The organism is Trichocoleus sp. FACHB-262 (genome assembly GCF_014696035.1).
Taxonomy (GTDB): Bacteria; Cyanobacteriota; Cyanobacteriia; order FACHB-46; family FACHB-46; genus Trichocoleus.
The window spans coordinates 177,078-192,822 of sequence record NZ_JACJPK010000046.1; the positions used below are offsets into that span (position 1 = coordinate 177,078).

11 protein-coding genes are annotated in these 15,745 nt (G+C 50.3%); 5 read left to right on the plus strand and 6 right to left on the minus strand.

Annotated features, from left to right (window positions below):
* Positions 1 to 242: 242 nt before the first annotated feature.
* Entirely contained in the window at positions 243 to 2,015 is a 1,773-nt protein-coding gene (locus H6F68_RS09870) for a sensor histidine kinase (RefSeq protein ID WP_190558544.1), read from the plus strand.
* Here H6F68_RS09870 and H6F68_RS09875 read toward each other — a convergent pair.
* Complete coding sequence (locus tag H6F68_RS09875; protein WP_190558546.1) at positions 1,993 to 3,768, minus strand: metallophosphoesterase; 1,776 nt, start codon at positions 3,766 to 3,768, stop codon at positions 1,993 to 1,995. The genes H6F68_RS09870 and H6F68_RS09875 overlap by 23 nt on opposite strands.
* Before the next feature lie 12 nt (positions 3,769 to 3,780).
* Positions 3,781 to 4,548 (minus strand): DUF1350 family protein, encoded by a 768-nt coding sequence (locus H6F68_RS09880; protein ID WP_190558548.1) that lies wholly within the window; start codon positions 4,546 to 4,548, stop codon positions 3,781 to 3,783.
* 108 nt (positions 4,549 to 4,656) lie between these two features.
* Between H6F68_RS09880 and H6F68_RS09885 the strand changes: the two genes are divergently transcribed.
* Together H6F68_RS09885 and H6F68_RS09890 are read left to right on the plus strand one after the other, a co-directional pair.
* Positions 4,657 to 6,519, plus strand: a complete 1,863-nt coding sequence (locus H6F68_RS09885) for a bifunctional diguanylate cyclase/phosphodiesterase (protein WP_190558550.1) — start codon at positions 4,657 to 4,659, stop codon at positions 6,517 to 6,519.
* Between the two features lie 166 nt (positions 6,520 to 6,685).
* Entirely contained in the window at positions 6,686 to 7,267 is a 582-nt protein-coding gene (locus tag H6F68_RS09890; protein WP_242065427.1) for a L,D-transpeptidase, read from the plus strand.
* A gap of 71 nt (positions 7,268 to 7,338) precedes the next feature.
* Here H6F68_RS09890 and H6F68_RS09895 read toward each other — a convergent pair whose 3' ends face one another.
* Together H6F68_RS09895 and H6F68_RS09900 are read right to left on the minus strand one after the other, a co-directional pair.
* Entirely contained in the window at positions 7,339 to 7,887 is a 549-nt protein-coding gene (locus H6F68_RS09895) for a late competence development ComFB family protein (protein WP_190438885.1), read from the minus strand.
* Positions 7,888 to 8,005: 118 nt separating this feature from the next.
* Positions 8,006 to 8,902, minus strand: a complete 897-nt coding sequence (locus H6F68_RS09900) for a M23 family metallopeptidase (protein ID WP_313930075.1) — start codon at positions 8,900 to 8,902, stop codon at positions 8,006 to 8,008.
* Between the two features lie 275 nt (positions 8,903 to 9,177).
* On the opposite strand from H6F68_RS09900, the gene H6F68_RS09905 reads away from it, so the two are divergent.
* Complete coding sequence (locus H6F68_RS09905) at positions 9,178 to 11,520, plus strand: cation:proton antiporter (protein ID WP_190558552.1); 2,343 nt, start codon at positions 9,178 to 9,180, stop codon at positions 11,518 to 11,520.
* A gap of 45 nt (positions 11,521 to 11,565) precedes the next feature.
* Here H6F68_RS09905 and H6F68_RS09910 read toward each other — a convergent pair whose 3' ends face one another.
* Entirely contained in the window at positions 11,566 to 11,781 is a 216-nt protein-coding gene (locus H6F68_RS09910) for an Hfq-related RNA-binding protein (RefSeq protein WP_190438881.1), read from the minus strand.
* An 88-nt stretch (positions 11,782 to 11,869) separates the two neighbouring features.
* Between H6F68_RS09910 and dapF the strand changes: the two genes are divergently transcribed.
* Positions 11,870 to 12,736, plus strand: coding sequence for a diaminopimelate epimerase (gene dapF / locus H6F68_RS09915; protein WP_190558554.1), 867 nt, complete (start codon positions 11,870 to 11,872; stop codon positions 12,734 to 12,736).
* Here the strand turns inward: dapF and H6F68_RS09920 are convergent.
* The gene (locus tag H6F68_RS09920; protein WP_199300009.1) at positions 12,728 to 15,478 is read right to left on the minus strand and encodes a DUF1565 domain-containing protein; all 2,751 of its coding nucleotides are present in this window, start codon (positions 15,476 to 15,478) and stop codon (positions 12,728 to 12,730) included. The two genes, dapF and H6F68_RS09920, sit on opposite strands and share 9 nt — an antisense overlap.
* Positions 15,479 to 15,745 lie beyond the last annotated feature (267 nt).

Consider the following 15,745-nt stretch of genomic DNA (forward strand, 5'->3'; position numbering starts at 1 on the left):
AAGTGAATGGAGTATTACTAGAGAGAAGCTTGAGAACGCTGTGGATTGATTGCTTGGATAGTAGCGAATCCTAAATCGAGTTGAGTCGAGTGAAACTTGAAACACAGAGTTTATGTGAATCCTGGAAAGCTCAAATTTTGTTTTATTGAATTTTTGCTTCGAGGGGCAACAAAACTTTTTTTAAGCTTTACTTGGGATGCCTTTCGGTATCTCTTGCTGTGGCAATTTTTTGAGGTAGGTTTATGCCGGAATTCTTGAAAATATTTTTAGATTCAAGTCAGTTTATTCCGCATGGACATTGCTATCTTTGGCAACCCGGACTGGTTTGGCTGCATATTGCTTCTAACTCAATTATTGCCCTAGCTTACTATTCAATTCCGCTGATGTTGGTATACTTTGTCCACAAGCGGCGGGACATTCCTTTTAATGGGATTTTTATTTTATTTGGTATTTTTATTGTCGCTTGTGGTACCACCCACTTAATGGATATCTGGACGCTTTGGCACCCCCATTATTGGATATCAGGTTTTCTCAAAGCTATCACTGCGGCAGTTTCTTTCTACACTGCCTTGGAGTTAAGGTCTTTGATTCCTCAAGTTTTATCGTTACCCAGTTCAGCGCAACTCGAAGCTGCCAATCAAAAGCTGGAAGATGAGATTGTAGAACGCCAACGCATGGAAATCGCTTTGCGTGATTCTCAACAAATGTTGAAGCTGGTGATCGACACAATTCCACAAGCGATCTTCTGGAAAGATCATGAGTCAGTTTATTTGGGTTGCAATCGTAGCTTTGCCCTGGATGCAGGCTTAGCGGCATCAGAAGCAATCGTGGGTCGCACAGACTATGAGTTAGCGTGGAAACCAGAAGAAGCCGAGTTTTTTCAAAGTTGCGATCGCCAGTTCATTGAAACAAATCAGCCAGAATATCACATCATTGAGCCGCAACTGCAAGCGGACGGCAAGCAAGCTTGGTTAGATAGTAGTAAGATTCCGTTGCATAATGCCGCAGGTCAAGTTGTAGGAATTTTAGGGATTTATGAAGATATTACAGAGCGTCAAATAGCAGACGCAGCGCTACGAGAATCCGAGGATCATCTGCGTCAACGCACCCAACAACTAGAGCAAACCCTTAAGGAGCTACAAAAGACTCAGTCGCAACTCATTCATACGGAAAAAATGTCCAGCTTAGGGCAATTGGTCGCTGGCATTGCGCATGAAATTAATAATCCCATTAACTTTATCTATGGCAATCTGAGCCATACCAACGAGTACGCTCAAGACTTGCTAAATTTGCTGGAGATTTATCAGCAAAGCTATCCTCATCCTGCTGCAGCAGTTCAAGCCAAAGCTGAAGCAATTGACCTTGATTTCTTAACTGAGGACTTACCTAAAATGCTGTCTTCCATGAAGGTGGGAGCAGAGCGCATCCGGCAAATTGTCCTGTCTCTCCGCAACTTCTCTCGCTTAGAAGAATCAGAGATGAAGCCTGTGGATCTTCATGAAGGTTTAGATAGCACTTTACTGTTGCTACAGCATCGTTTTAAGGAAAAAGTGGGGCGGTTTGGCGTTCAAGTGATCAAGGAATATGGCCCATTGCCAATGGTTGAGTGCTATGCAGGACAGCTCAACCAAGTCTTTATGAATCTGATCGCTAATGCGATCGATGCTGTAGATGAGTTGCACCAAGCCACTACAGATCAATCAGCTCAGCCAACCTTTATTCGCATCGAGACCGCAGTTCTGGACTCCAATCGAGTTGTGATCCGAATTGCCGACAACGGTATGGGTATGACGGAAGCTGTCAAAAAACAGTTGTTTGATCCGTTCTTTACCACCAAGCCGATGGGAAAGGGGACTGGGCTGGGATTGTCAATCAGCTATCAAATTGTGACGGACAAACATGGCGGTGAACTAATTTGTCACTCAGCCCCTGGACAAGGCACAGAGTTTCGGATTGAAATTCCAGTTAAAGCCCAAAAACTAGCTTCAACGACTAACTCTGCGTTGCTGGTTTAGTCGTTGAAGTTTGCAAGAGCTGAAACTCATCAAACTTAATTACAGACGACTGAGGCTGACGGGTATCGAAGTAATAGCTACTAACCGTGCCATCGGCTGTGTTGAAAATGCTGAATGCGGTGAGATCATTGCTTGACAGATACGGCAGCGATCGCCCATTTTCATCTTTAAGTGGCGCGATCGTCGGGACCACAGGCGCTAGACCGTTAGGATTGCCGATCGCTGTACCAGTCGCTGAGTCAGAGCTGGGAGCTGTTGGCCTGGGCTGTTCTAGATAAGCACCGTAGGAGTTACCCACATTAGAGGTTTCGAGAAAGTGCATGCCACTGGGACTGACAAATCGATTCCACAAATGGCAGTGACCGTAGAACACTAACTGCACGCCTGCTGCCTCTAGCAGTGGCAGCACGTCTCGGATCAAGTAGTTGCTCTCTCGCGGGTACTCATAGCGAATCGCTTGGATCGTGCTATCTGGAGCGCGATCGCTCACAGTTATAGGGTCGGTGTAAGGCGGGACAATATTGCCGCCTAAGGAATGGAGAGGATGGTGCAACATCACCACTTTGTACTTGGCTTGCTGAAATTCTGGGCTGTTTAATTCCTGCTGCAACCACTGGTACTGCTTGCTTCCCTGGGCGATCGGCTCGAAGATGTGTTGCCCATAGCCCCAAGCATCTTGATCGAGTTGAGATAGCTCTTTGGCCTGCTGACTTGGCTGGGGAACTGGATCACTGTACTTGCCACGTATCTCAGGGCCAATTTCTGGAACACGCCAAATGCTGGTTGCGTATAGAACCACTAAGCGAATGTCGCCAAAAGTAACCGCGTAGTAAGTTTTGCCGCCTGTCTCACTAGTAGGCAGCGTAAAGATCTCTTCGTAGGTATCTGTGTTGAAGGAATGATCTTTGATCCAAGCTGCGCGCGCCGTGGAACCAGTGGAGTCGTCTGCTGGCTGATTAGATTGTGCTTGCTCTGGATAGCGAGCTGAGGCGATCGCCCGAGGGACGGCATCATCAAATTGGCTGCTTAAGGAGTTCTCTATTGAAAAGCGGCCCATTACCTCATGATTGCCAATTGTGGTAAACAGAGGCGCATGCTGAATAATCTCGCCTCCCCGGTAAATGGTTTCCTGCCCTTGTTTCTCCAGCTTGTAGGCGGCTCGGCCTTGCAACACTGGAAAGAAGGCTCCGCCGCGATTGTCATCAAACCACTCGGAGGCACGATCGGGAATGTTAACCAAGTCTCCCGCAAAAAATACCGCATCTACGGCGCCAACCGTTTCTACAACTTTTTGCAAGTTAGCCGAAACCAAAGGTTTGAGTTGATGGTCGGACGTCAGCAAAATCTTGAGGGCCGTTTGTGGGGTGGGCTGAGCCATCAAGCTAAAAACTCGACTCGTAATTACTTGCTCATCCTGCACACTCGTTACTTGATAAGGCACCCGCACTCCCGGCGTGAGCTTGTTCACGATCGCCTCATGCCGCCAAATCTGCCGTTCCTCAGGTCTAGCATTGATCAGATCAACAACTTGGGAATTTAAGTGTGACTTTTGATCTTCACGGGTCCGACTGAGCTGGCTACTGGTTGCCATGACAGTGCGATCGCAACTTTTCTCGGCAGGTGTCGTTAAGTTAGGCCCGTAGGTCACAAAATGTTGGGAACCAGGAAATTCTGTGAACCAGACGACCCGGATGGAAGTAGGAGTCGGCAGTTGCAAAAACGGATCAGTCAATAGCCGAGGAGTCACAGCCATAAACGTATAATTTCACAGCTTCATAAATGGATCGAGCCAAAGCAGAATTGATTGCTTGAGTTGATTGAGTTCTCGATATACCTCTTGCTTCATCCATTGGGCGATCGCATCTAGCGGGGTGAAAACTGAGCCACTTTTCCAAGCAACATCTTGACCCAGAGGAGTGGTATGGCTGCCCGGTAGCTTTTGCAGCGTCACCATGTCAGGAAAACGCTCCTTCAGCACTTCACTCATGGTTATGGTTTGGTCCAGCGTATCGTTGGTAAATTTAATCAGCAAATTTCGCCGTACTTGGTAGCGCTCAGAGACTAAAGCCATCGTTTCTAGCGGAGATGGTGTGAACTCAACGGCAAAGCTAGGCGAAAACTGATCCATTAACGGAATGGCATCGCGCGCGGCATAGTTGTTGAAGGAAATTAAGATATTCCCCGCTCGCTCCACAGCAAACGAACTACCAATCAGTAAATGCAGCTTGCAGCCCATGCTATGTCCCAAGCCATAAATGGGGAGGTAGCGCTTTTGCAGCAATCCTCTGGTTTGGAGTTGCGCAAAGGCTCGTTCAAAGTTCCGCAGCACTTGATGGGCGATCGCACCGTGATCCATCGTGTTGACAAAAGGAGTGGCGATAATCACATAGCCTTGGCGGCTGAGATGTTCTAGCAACCAACGGTAAGTGACGTGAGGTGCAGTTGCAACAAAAGCTCCTCCCAAGAAATGGATGATCGCGATGGGTCGCGGCGGAATTAAAACCCAGTTACCAGAAACTTCCTGCCAATCCATGCCCACAACATGTAAACAATACGTTACGTCCTGCCTTCATCCTAAACTCTGTTTTCTCCTAACAGGAGGGAACTATGAATGTAGCGGGACACCCATCCGAGAAAAGATATGGACACTAAGCAGCGGGACATACAGAGCCAGGATGCAAGTGAGCAGCCGCCAACTTCAGCAGACTGCCTGCATTCAGAAGCGATCGCCTCTCAGCAACCTGAGTGTCAGCAATGGCAGGAAAAGCTCCAAAATGTACAGCAAGAGTTGTCCAACATCAAGCTCGCGCTGGATGAAGCTGCCATTGTGGCTCTGACAGACACAACTGGCGTGATGCAGTATGTGAATGACAAGTTCTGTCGGCTATCCCAGTACGCCCGTGAAGAGCTGGTGCAGCAAAATTATCGGATGCTTAATTCTAGCTGTCACCCTAAGGAATTTTTTCAAAGCTTATGGTCCACTATTAACCAAGGCAAAGTTTGGCAAGGAGAAATTCGCAATAAAGCCAAAGACGGTTCTTACTATTGGGTAGACACAACCATCGTGCCTTACCTCAACGAGCAAGGACAACCCTTTCAATATTTAGCTATTCAGTTCGATATCACTGAGCGCAAACGCATTGAAGAACGGCTGCGGCATGATGCGTTTCATGATGTCCTCACAGGGTTACCCAACCGAGCCTTGTTTATGGCCCGTTTGGGCCGAGCGATCGAGCATGTAAAGCGGCGTTCTGGTGCTGTGTTTGCTTTACTCTTTGTTGATTTGGACTACTTCAAAACCCTGAATGACACTCTAGGGCATTTGGTTGGCGATCAACTGTTGGTGGCGATCGCCCGGCGCTTAGAATCTTGCCTGAGAATTGGCGATACCGTTGCCCGATTTGGTGGAGATGAGTTTACGATCCTGCTAGAAGATATCAAAGACGTTCAAGATGCCATTCGAGTAGCAGAACGTCTACAGCAAGAGTTGCAACTGCCCTTCTATCTCAGCGGTCACGAAATTTCTACTACAGCGAGTATTGGCATTGCCCTCAGTTGCACCGATTACAGCCAACCTGAAGAAATTTTGCGCGATGCAGATTTGGCTTTATACCAGGCGAAAGCGATGGGCCGCACGCGCTACGAAATCTTTGATGCTTCCATGCATCGGGGGACGCTGGCCCATATGCAACTAGAGCATGACCTCCGACGAGCGATCGCCAAGACTCAGGATCAAGCCATTTTTGGAGAAACAGAAGCCCCAGAATTTTGGCTACAGTACCAACCGATTGTGTCTCTCAAAACCAATCGCATCATGGGTTTTGAAGCCTTAATTCGTTGGAATCACCCAGAGCGGGGTTTGATCTCGCCTGCCGACTTTATCCCCTTGGCCGAAGAAACTGGGCTGATTGTACCGATTGGTCAGTGGGTATTGCGTCAGGCTTGCCATCAGCTCTCTGTCTGGCACCAACTGATCTCCTCGCCTTGTCCACTCATCGTCAGCGTCAACCTCTCCAGCCGTCAGTTTGTCCAGCCTGATTTAGTAGACCAAATTAGTCAAATTCTGCAAGAAACGAATCTGAATCCTCGCTACTTAAAGCTGGAGATTACTGAAAGTGTGGTGATGGAAAATGCTGAGGTGGCTACAACGATGCTGCAACAGCTCAAAAGCTTAGGGATTCAGCTAGCTATTGATGACTTTGGTACTGGCTACTCTTCACTCAGTTATTTGCACCGCTTCCCCATTGACACGCTAAAGATCGATCGCTCCTTTATTAACCGCATTGATATTGATGGCGAGAACTTAGAAATTGTCCGCACCATCGTTACCCTGGCTTGGAATTTAGGCATGGACATAATTGCCGAAGGAGTGGAAACTGCTAAGCAATTGGCACAACTCAAAGCTTTGAAGTGTGAGTATGCTCAAGGCTATTTCTTTGCTAGACCTCTTAATTGCGAAGCAGCTACAGCTTTAGTGATTCAGGGAACGATCGCAGTTAAGTAGAGTTGTTACTGATAAGAATGAGTGATTGCTGACAAAAGGGTTTACAAAAACCACCTGAGAGACAGATAGCCCCTTTGGAATTTGACAGAGTAAATTGACAATAGAAGTTGAATCCAAATTTTGGCTAGTGCTGGAGCTGTTTGTGGCACAATGAAGTGACGAAGTCATGATTAGAGATGAATCGATCACTCGTAGTTTTATGCTGCTGTGCCTAGGTGCAGCTTTTTTAACGTTGCTGGTGCGATCGCAGACCAATGCTGCCTCCCTCACGCCACAGCAACCTGCTATTAACCTACCGCTGCAACCGGTTAAGACTGCTTCTGCATCCTTGAAGCCTAAGCCTGTCACACTAGCTCAAGCTCAAACTCGCCTTGTGGTGGATTTGAGCGATCGCAAGGTTTCTCTGTACCGCAGCCAAAAATTGCAAGCGAGTTATCCAATTGCGATTGGTCAAGCAGGCTGGGAGACGCCTACAGGCACTTTTGCCATCACTCAGATGCAAACTAATCCAGTTTGGCAGCACCCCATTACCGAGCAGCTCATCACCGCTGGACCTGATAGCCCTTTGGGACTGCGCTGGATCGGTTTTTGGTCCGATGGCCACAACCAAATTGGCTTCCACGGTACGAATCAGGAAGAGTTAATTGGTCAGGCTGTTTCCCACGGCTGTGTACGGATGCGAAACCAAGATATTGTGGCGCTCTATCAGCAAGTTGCCGAAGGAACGCCAGTCATGGTGCAGCCTTAAAGGGGTTTACACAGGTAATGATTTTGGGTGGTGTACGTGAAGCCTACACCACCCAAAATCTATCGATGCAATTAGCTATCGGAGGGCTGGGGTTCAAACTTAGGAGCGTAAACCTGGAGCAACGTACTGACTTGAGTTAACACTTCATCGCCAGAGTTTTTGCCGATCGCTTGCCGCTCAGGGAAGAATTCGGGTCGGTCTAGGTTACGGGCGATCGCTTCACTCACCTGTTGTGCAATCAAGCCATGCAGTTCTTCTTTGGCGCGGTTGCGCTGATAGTTAGCGCCTTCTTCAGTGGTGGCGTAGAGGGGTGGCAGACGGTTTAAGGCGTAGGCAGCAATATCACCTAAATCTAAAGTGCAATCACTCGTGGCTTCAATTTCGGCGACCCGAGCGATCGCTTCAGTTAGCACCAATTCTTCCATCACGTTGATGAACTGCTTTCTGGGTACAGCCACAACTTCACCCGTTAGTAACGCTCCCATCAAGCGATCGAGGGCCATATATTCCTCAATCGATAATTCGGAAGCCGTGTCACAGATGCGACCCACCTCAGCTTCCATCGCTGGTGTGAGGTAACCGTCCTGCAAGGCCTGCTCTACAATTTTCTCAATACTCATAACGCCTCTTCGCTCCCCGCCACCATCTTACAAATGGGCAACCTTGCTGCAAGCACCTTGCTTTAGTTTGCCCCAGAATCGTACTGTTGGACGAAATTTACCAAAACTTCCCACAAGATTATTCCATGCCTTGATAACGCCAAGGTACTGGGTCTACAGCCTTTCCTTGCACATACAGGCCCCAGTGTAAATGTGGCCCAGTCGAAGCTCCACTAGAACCGACTGCGCCAATCACTTGGCCCGCTCGGACCATATCACCTTCCTTTACATTGATGCGACTCAGGTGTAAATAAATCGTCTGCACACCTTGGCCGTGGTCAACCCCAACGACATTGCCATTAATTTTAAACCCTTGGGCTTCACGACCGACGAGGGCGACTCGTCCCGCTGCGGCGGCAACGACAGGGGAGCCTGTGGCTCCTGCATAATCCACGCCTGAGTGGTAGTAATCTTTGGCAAATACGCCGTTGTAGTAGCGGCGAATACCGTAAATTGTGGTGATTTCTCCTTGGTTAGGTCGCACAAAAGGACCGCTCCAGAATTTTTGGGGCGTCACTAAACGCTTGAAGGCGTCTACGCGATTAAATTCGGCATCGCTAATGTCCTCATCCTTGCCCGGTGGGAGCCAGATGCTCTGAGTCGGAAAGGAGCGATTACGGAGCTGCACTGCCAAATTCTTCACCTGCCCTTCCCCAGTGACCTGAATTTTCAGCGTGCCAGGTTTATCAAGGGGGGTAGTTGGCAACAAAGCCCGGAAGCGATTGGGGCCGATGAGATAAGTATCAAAGGTTTGCTGCCCTAAAGTCACTCTGGGGCTGCTGCTGACCTCCAGGTTATCTTGCCGCACGACTACAGAAATGGTGTCTCCAAGCTGGGGGGCTGTAGGCGTAATCTGAACTTGCAGGGCTTGAGCAGGAGTCATTGAGGCGATCGCTCCTGTAGCCACGCCTAACGGTGCGAGTCCGAGCTGAAACAACCAATTCCTGAAGCGGTGAGATGGAGGGGAAGCAATCACAATCTCAAGATGTCCTTCACGACTATTGTCAGACCTACTGTCAGACTTAGACTAAGTATTTCTGTATCTGTTTCCAAGTCTGTCCAGTCATTTCGGGACAAATTTTAGAGGAGTAACTTCCTAGGAGTCAACCAATTCTTAAGATGAGCGGCGAATAACGGTGCGATCGCGGCGTTTTCTTAGCTAAACCTCCGCTGTACTCTCCCCAGAGTCGTAAAAACCTCTTATTCTGAAGTTTGTAGACGTTAATATTTCTCTCATTTTTTTAAGAACCTGTGCAAGAAGACTTTAGGCTGATCGTCGATCTGGTGACTGTTTTGGCTGCGGCTGCGGCAGGGGGACTGATTGCGGCTTTACTACGCCAGCCGGCTTTGTTGGGCTACCTGCTGGGTGGAGTGATTATTGGACCTGCTGGTTTAGGGCTAATTAAGGAACTCGTCCAAGTAGAAACGTTGGCCCAGTTTGGAGTGGCCTTTTTACTATTTGCGTTAGGCGTCGAGTTCTCATTTGCTGAGCTAAAGAAAGTCCAAGCGATCAGTTTGGGCGGCGGTGGGTTGCAAATTGCCCTAACGATTTTGGTGACGGCGATCGCCTCAGTCACGATGGGTTGGGTCACTTCCCCTGCCCAAGGCGTCTTCTTGGGAGCCATTCTGTCGTTGTCGTCTACGGCAGTGGTGCTCAAGTGCTTGATGGAGCGCAACGAAACTGAAACCCCCCACGGCAAGGTGATGCTGGGGATTTTGGTGGTGCAGGACTTGGCGTTGGGCTTAATGCTAGCCGTATTGCCTGCCCTCGATCAGCCTGCCGAAGCGATCGGAATTGCGGTGGGATGGGCCTTGTTACGCATTGGCTTATTTGCGGCGGGGGCAGTGGCGGTTGGTATCTGGATTATTCCTCCCCTATTGCGGTTGCTGGCTCGCACCGAGAGCCGTGAACTATTCTTGCTAGGTGTGGTAGCGCTTTGCTTAGGGATTGCCCTGCTGACAGAGCATTTGGGGCTTTCAATTGAAATGGGAGCCTTTGTGGCGGGGCTGATGATTTCGGAGGTGGAGTATGCCGACCAGACGCTAACTTATGTCGAGCCGTTGCGGGATATTTTTGCCAGCCTGTTTTTTGCCGCGATCGGGATGCTGATCGACCCGGTGTTTCTTTGGAACAATTGGGAGCTGATTCTAGGCTTGGTAGCGCTGGTATTGGTGGGCAAGTTTCTCATCATCACACCTCTGGTCACTCTGTTTCGCTACCCACTAAAGACAGCTTTGATTGCCGGGTTCGGATTAGCCCAAATTGGTGAATTTTCTTTCGTGCTCGCGAGCGAAGGACAAGCCTTGGGGCTAGTGTCTCGGCGGGTTTACTTGCTGATTCTGGGCACGACAGCGGTGACCTTGGTGGTAACCCCTTTCTTGTTGCGCTTGGTGCCGCAATTATTTGTCTGGGCGGAATCTTGGCCTTGGCTGAAGCGGCATCTCGACCGAACTGATTTGCCATTGGCAGCTTCAGAAGAAGTGTCCCTAAAAAATCATGTGGTGGTTTGTGGCTATGGCCGAGTCGGACGCAACATTGTGCAACTGTTGCAGGAACACCAGTACCCAGTGCTGGTGATTGAGCAGTCGGAACAAAGGATTCAACAACTCCGAGATGCCAAAATCCCCTACGTCTATGGCAATGCGGGCAGCTTGCATGTGTTGGAAAAGGCAGGCGTGGATAAAGCTCAGGGTATGGCGATCGCGCTACCCGACCCCATGAGTACTCGGTTATCCCTCAAACGCTGTTTAGAAATTGCGCCCGATTTAGATGTGGTAGTGCGAGCCAATAAAGATAAAGACATTGAATTGCTCTACCAACTCGGGGCGCGTGAAGTGGTGCAGCCAGAATTTGAAGCGAGTTTGGAACTCTCAACTCACTTACTTACTAGCATGGGCGCTCCTCTCTCCAGCATTCAGCTAGAAGTGCAGCAAATTCGCAATAGTCACTACTACGGACTACGACCGGAGCGCACCGCCAACCAAATTTCGCGCGACCTGCGGGTGGCAGCTCAGGATATGAACAGCAAGTGGTATGGCTTGCCAGAGCATTCGCCATTGCTAGGAATGACCCTAGAGGAAACAGATTTGCGCCGCCTCACAGGTGTGAGTTTGATGGCAATTCGTCGCGCGGGTGGCAATGAAGTGGATTACCCAGACGCGCGAACTATTCTAGAACCGGGCGATCGCCTCTTGATTGTGGGGCAGTCAGAAGAAGTGGCAGCGTTTGATGAGCTAGCTAGGGGAGAAGCAGCAGTTCCCAAGGAAAGTTCCTCTTGCCAATGGCTAATGGTGCCTGCAGAGAGTCCGGTGGCAGGCCAAACGTTAGCTGAGCTAGACCTACAAGGGCAATATGACGTACAGGTGCAAGCTATCCGCCGGGAAGGTAGATTTATCCGCTTTCCTACTGGGGACACCGATATTTTGGTGAGCGATCGCCTGCTGCTATGTGGCAACCGAGATTCTTTGGTGCAGGTGCGCCAGTGGATTGCTCCCGCATTGCAACTGCCGATGTTACAAATTCCAGTGGTGAAGGCAAACGTTAGCGAAACCTTACAGGAGTTCCTGCCACCCGATAGTCTCCGCGAACTGTAGAGCTAGAAGTAGCAGGATGGCTCCTATCCATAGAGGGTAGTCGGACTACATTTTGGGTTTGATGAAAGCGATCGCTTGCCGCCAAATTAAAGTGGGCTGATCATACTGATCGCTCAAACAAAAGCAGTGTTGATCTTGCCAGCGAATTTTGCCTGTGAGCAAATCTCCAGTCAAGAGCTTTAGCTCTACTTCTTTACCATCTCGAATAAAGTTTTGGAGTTGGCGAATGCTCGGCAAACCTGTTTCTAGTTCGCTGCTCATAACTTCCGATCCTTTGCTATGGGAAAATTGCTAAACATTAAATTGCCCAGTTCAGCTTACAGTGGTTGCGACCTTAAAGGAGAAGTTTATGGGAATTGAGTTTATCAAGTACCACGGATTAGGCAACGATTTCATTTTGATTGATAACCGCACCTCCGCAGAACCTTGCCTCACGCCAGAACAAGCCGTGAAGTGGTGCGATCGCCACTTTGGAATTGGCGCAGATGGCGTGATCTTTGCGTTGCCAGATCAAGATGGCCACGACTACACAATGCGGATTTTTAACTCAGATGGTTCCGAGCCAGAAATGTGTGGCAATGGTATTCGGTGCCTAGCTAAGTTCCTGGTAGATTTGGAAGCCGCTGATGCCAACGTGAGTTCGGAGTCTCTGTTGCCTCGATCCTACAAAATTCATACCCTGGCAGGTGTGATGGTACCCAAGATTGAAGCGAGCGGCCAAGTGACAGTAGATATGGGTCAACCCCATTTGCTCGCAGCAGAAATTCCAACCACCTTGGCCACAGCAGACCAAAAAGTGATTGCCCAACCCCTAGAAGTGGCTGGACAAACTTGGGATGTGACTTGTGTCAGCATGGGCAATCCGCACTGCATCACGTTTGTTGAAGATGTAGCTGCGATCGCCCTGGAAACCATTGGCCCTAAATTCGAGCATCACGCCGTCTTTCCCCAACGTACCAACACTGAATTCATTGAAGTGGTGCGCCGCGACTACTTAAAGATGCGAGTCTGGGAGCGCGGTGCGGGTATCACATTAGCTTGCGGGACAGGTGCTTGTGCAGTGCTGGTCGCGGGAGTGCTGAACGGCATCTGCGATCGCCGCGCCACGATTGAGCTTCCTGGTGGTCCGCTCGAAATCGAATGGTCAGAGCTAGACCAACGGGTTTATATGACGGGGCCTGCTGAAATGGTGTTTGCAGGCCAATCTTCAATTTAGTGGTTCGATTGCTGCCTTTAACCCTTGGCTATTGAGGGTTTGCATCATTTTGTCTGCATTGTCGCGGTTGCTGTAGGAGCCAACCTGCATCACCATGCGCCCATTCCATAAAGTGCGAAAAGCGCTGGGAGCGATCGCGGCAACTTCCGCTTGCTCCCCCTCACTGTCAACCTCTACTACCACGCGATAGCGCGACCCCAAAGCCACACCTTGGTTCGGGAAAGGTAGGCTATTGGTGACATCTAGGGGATTACTCGCCACCAATACACTAGGCAAATCTCCGCCTCCCCGCCCCACCGGAATGTCTGGTCCCGGTACTGGTAAGACATCACCGCTGATAGAGGGAGAGCTAGGTTGAGGGATAGCCGCGATCGCTGGCGCTGAAGTAGGCACTGGAGGCATGGTCGGGATAACAGCGCTAGTCTCAGGCGCAGGCACCGGAATCTCAATGCTGGTAGAAGGAGCAGCAGTTACAATCGCGGGGGTGACAGGTTGAACAACCACAGGCTTGGGTGGCAAAACGGGTAACTGGAGGCTACGACTAGGCCGAGCCGCTACTCGGACTGGGCTGGTACGAGTTGTCTCTGGCGGTGGCACTGGAATCGTGATCGCGGTGGTCCCAGATTTGGGGATGGGGGGCAACGTGATTGGCTGAGCAGCTTGGCGAGATTTGGAGTTGGATGGATTGGAGCGAGGCGCTGTGCTAATGGGTGGTGGCACAGGTCGCCGATTTCGGAAGGAGTAGGCAGCGATCGGTTGAGGGCGCAAAGGGGGAGAGGGCTGGGCTACTACCTTGGCGGCTGGCTTTTCTGTCTTCTTGCTAGTCGGCTTTAACTCGGTCGGGACTGGAAAAGCGGCGGCAGTCATACTGGGAACCGCTGGGGCTTTAGGTGAAGCAGTTGCGATCGCCGGGGCTGTTGGTTTAGATGGCGCAGTAGCGATCGCGGGAGCTGCTTCAGGTGGTGGTACCTCAATCGCGATCGCACTGCTAATAGGAGGGCTGGTGACAGATGGCTGAGATGCCTGAGATGGCTGTACCACTGGACTGATGGCTTTTGGACGCGGCACCTCAACCGGAGTTGCGACTGGCTGAGTTGCGGGTTCGGGGGTTGGTACCTCGATCGCGATCGCAACGGGTTCAGTGGTGACAGGTTTAGTTGTGGTGATAGTGGGGCGCGGGTTGGCCACTACCACTGTCGCAGGGGTAGCCAAAGAAGTTGAAACCGTTGATTTGGTAGCGTTAGCTGTAGGAGGTGGCGGCTCGGACACAGTTGCAACCGTTGGTTTTGGAACTGTGGGTGGTACTTTGGCCGCAACCTCAACTACAGGTAATTTGGGGGGAGCTGAAGCTGCCACTGGGGTAGGAACGGTGGTTGGTTTAACAGAAACGGTTGGCTCCGCTGGAGGGGCAGCTTTGGGTAAGATCTTTAACGCAGGAAAGTCAGCTTTGACAGTGGGTAAAGCTGGCGTTGTTGGAGCAGTTGCGATCGCCTGAGTCGTGATAGCTGGCTTGAAAGGCTCGACCCGCACTTCCAACGGAGCGATGGTCGCAGTTTTGTCAGAATTGGTGACTGGTCGGGCAGCGATGCTAGCAGGCGAGGAGGTGGGGGCAACACTAACCGAAGGAGTTGTGCTTGCCGTGCTTGCTAAAGCTGTGCCAGATAAATCAATGCGTCCGCTAGTCCGATCGCTACTCAGTTCATTACCGAAAGCAGAAACTGCTTGACTCGAAGCACTACTGTTAATGTCAAACCGACCATTGTTGCTGAAAATATTAGCGCCAGGATCAGCTACACTGCCCAGATCAGGCCGAGCTTGGGCGATCGCCACCACGCCATCCCGCAGGTTTTGTTCAATCAGGTTGCCCCGGATAATCGGCTGGGCGTTAGCTTGAACCACGATGCCGTCTTGGTTCTGCACAATCCGGTTGCCAATGATGGTTGGCGCGGCATCCTGAGCGACGTTGATGCCAAAACCAGTTTTGATGAATAAATTCTCGCGTACTTCTGGTCGAGAGTTGCCGTAGATCGTGATGCCATTGGCTCCATTGGCATAGAAGTAGTTGCCTCGCACCACAGGCGCACTACTTCCAACCACGGAGATGCCATCGTGAGTGTTGCCTGTAAATGTGTTTTCTAGAATCACAGGGCTGGCTGATTCAATCCAAAGACCATAGCCTCGCGGATTGGGGTTTGTAACCGTAACGCCTGCTAAACCTGCCTGGTGAACTCCGAGAATCGTAATGTTCTGGCTGGCAAAGGTGGGGCTGAGGTACGGAGCACCACCCTGAATCAAAATATCTTTGCCGCGAGTGCGAGTATCCCCTTGAATCGTTACACCAGGTTTCAGCTTGAGCGGAAAAACCTCGCCAGTCTGGGCGCTGTAGGTACCCGGAATCAACACAATCACCGTGTTGGGTTGAGCTGCTTTGAGGGCTTGCGTAATAGTTTTGAAGGGAGCCCGTTCACCGCCATCGCCCACTGCGTCATCGCCTGCGACTGGATTGACGTAGAGCAAGTTTAAGCTAGACATGGCCCTGGCTCTAGCTGGCACCTGGGCTAGCTGCATTGACCCATCAGATCCATCAAATTGAGCGATCGCCGGCTCCGTAGACCAACCTGCCCAAGCAGCAATGGTTAGACCTACGCCCATCAAGCTGTGGGAAAACAAACGGTTACTTGCATACCAGCCAACATGACCGCTGGGGGGCTGGATCAAGGATTGATAGTTGTCGGGGGTCATACTCACAAATCTCCTCTTGACCGCACTGGGTGAAAGGCAGTAGTTGAATTTAGCGATCGCTGGCGCTCCACACAGCCCACCAATCAGCGACACAAAACAAGCGATAAAAACGGGAGCTATCTTACCCTAGATACCCGCTAAAAATAACCGCCTCTTGCCCCATCTGCAAAGTTTGACTGAGAAACTTAAGAATAGTTAAACTAAACAACCGACAAATGGCAAGATTTTATTGCCCCTACCCCCGCATGTGCTTTGCAATGGGTTTTA

Excerpts from the sequence above, each read along its gene's own strand:
- H6F68_RS09890 (WP_242065427.1), top strand. The coding sequence starts at position 6,686 with ATGATTAGAGATGAATCGATCACTCGTAGTTTTATGCTGCTGTGCCTA.
- H6F68_RS09895 (WP_190438885.1), bottom strand. The coding sequence starts at position 7,887 with ATGAGTATTGAGAAAATTGTAGAGCAGGCCTTGCAGGACGGTTACCTC.
- H6F68_RS09920 (WP_199300009.1), bottom strand. The coding sequence starts at position 15,478 with ATGACCCCCGACAACTATCAATCCTTGATCCAGCCCCCCAGCGGTCAT.
- H6F68_RS09870 (WP_190558544.1), top strand. The coding sequence starts at position 243 with ATGCCGGAATTCTTGAAAATATTTTTAGATTCAAGTCAGTTTATTCCG.
- dapF (WP_190558554.1), top strand. The coding sequence starts at position 11,870 with ATGGGAATTGAGTTTATCAAGTACCACGGATTAGGCAACGATTTCATT.
- H6F68_RS09880 (WP_190558548.1), bottom strand. The coding sequence starts at position 4,548 with ATGGATTGGCAGGAAGTTTCTGGTAACTGGGTTTTAATTCCGCCGCGA.
- H6F68_RS09875 (WP_190558546.1), bottom strand. The coding sequence starts at position 3,768 with ATGGCTGTGACTCCTCGGCTATTGACTGATCCGTTTTTGCAACTGCCG.
- H6F68_RS09910 (WP_190438881.1), bottom strand. The coding sequence starts at position 11,781 with ATGAGCAGCGAACTAGAAACAGGTTTGCCGAGCATTCGCCAACTCCAA.
- H6F68_RS09885 (WP_190558550.1), top strand. The coding sequence starts at position 4,657 with ATGGACACTAAGCAGCGGGACATACAGAGCCAGGATGCAAGTGAGCAG.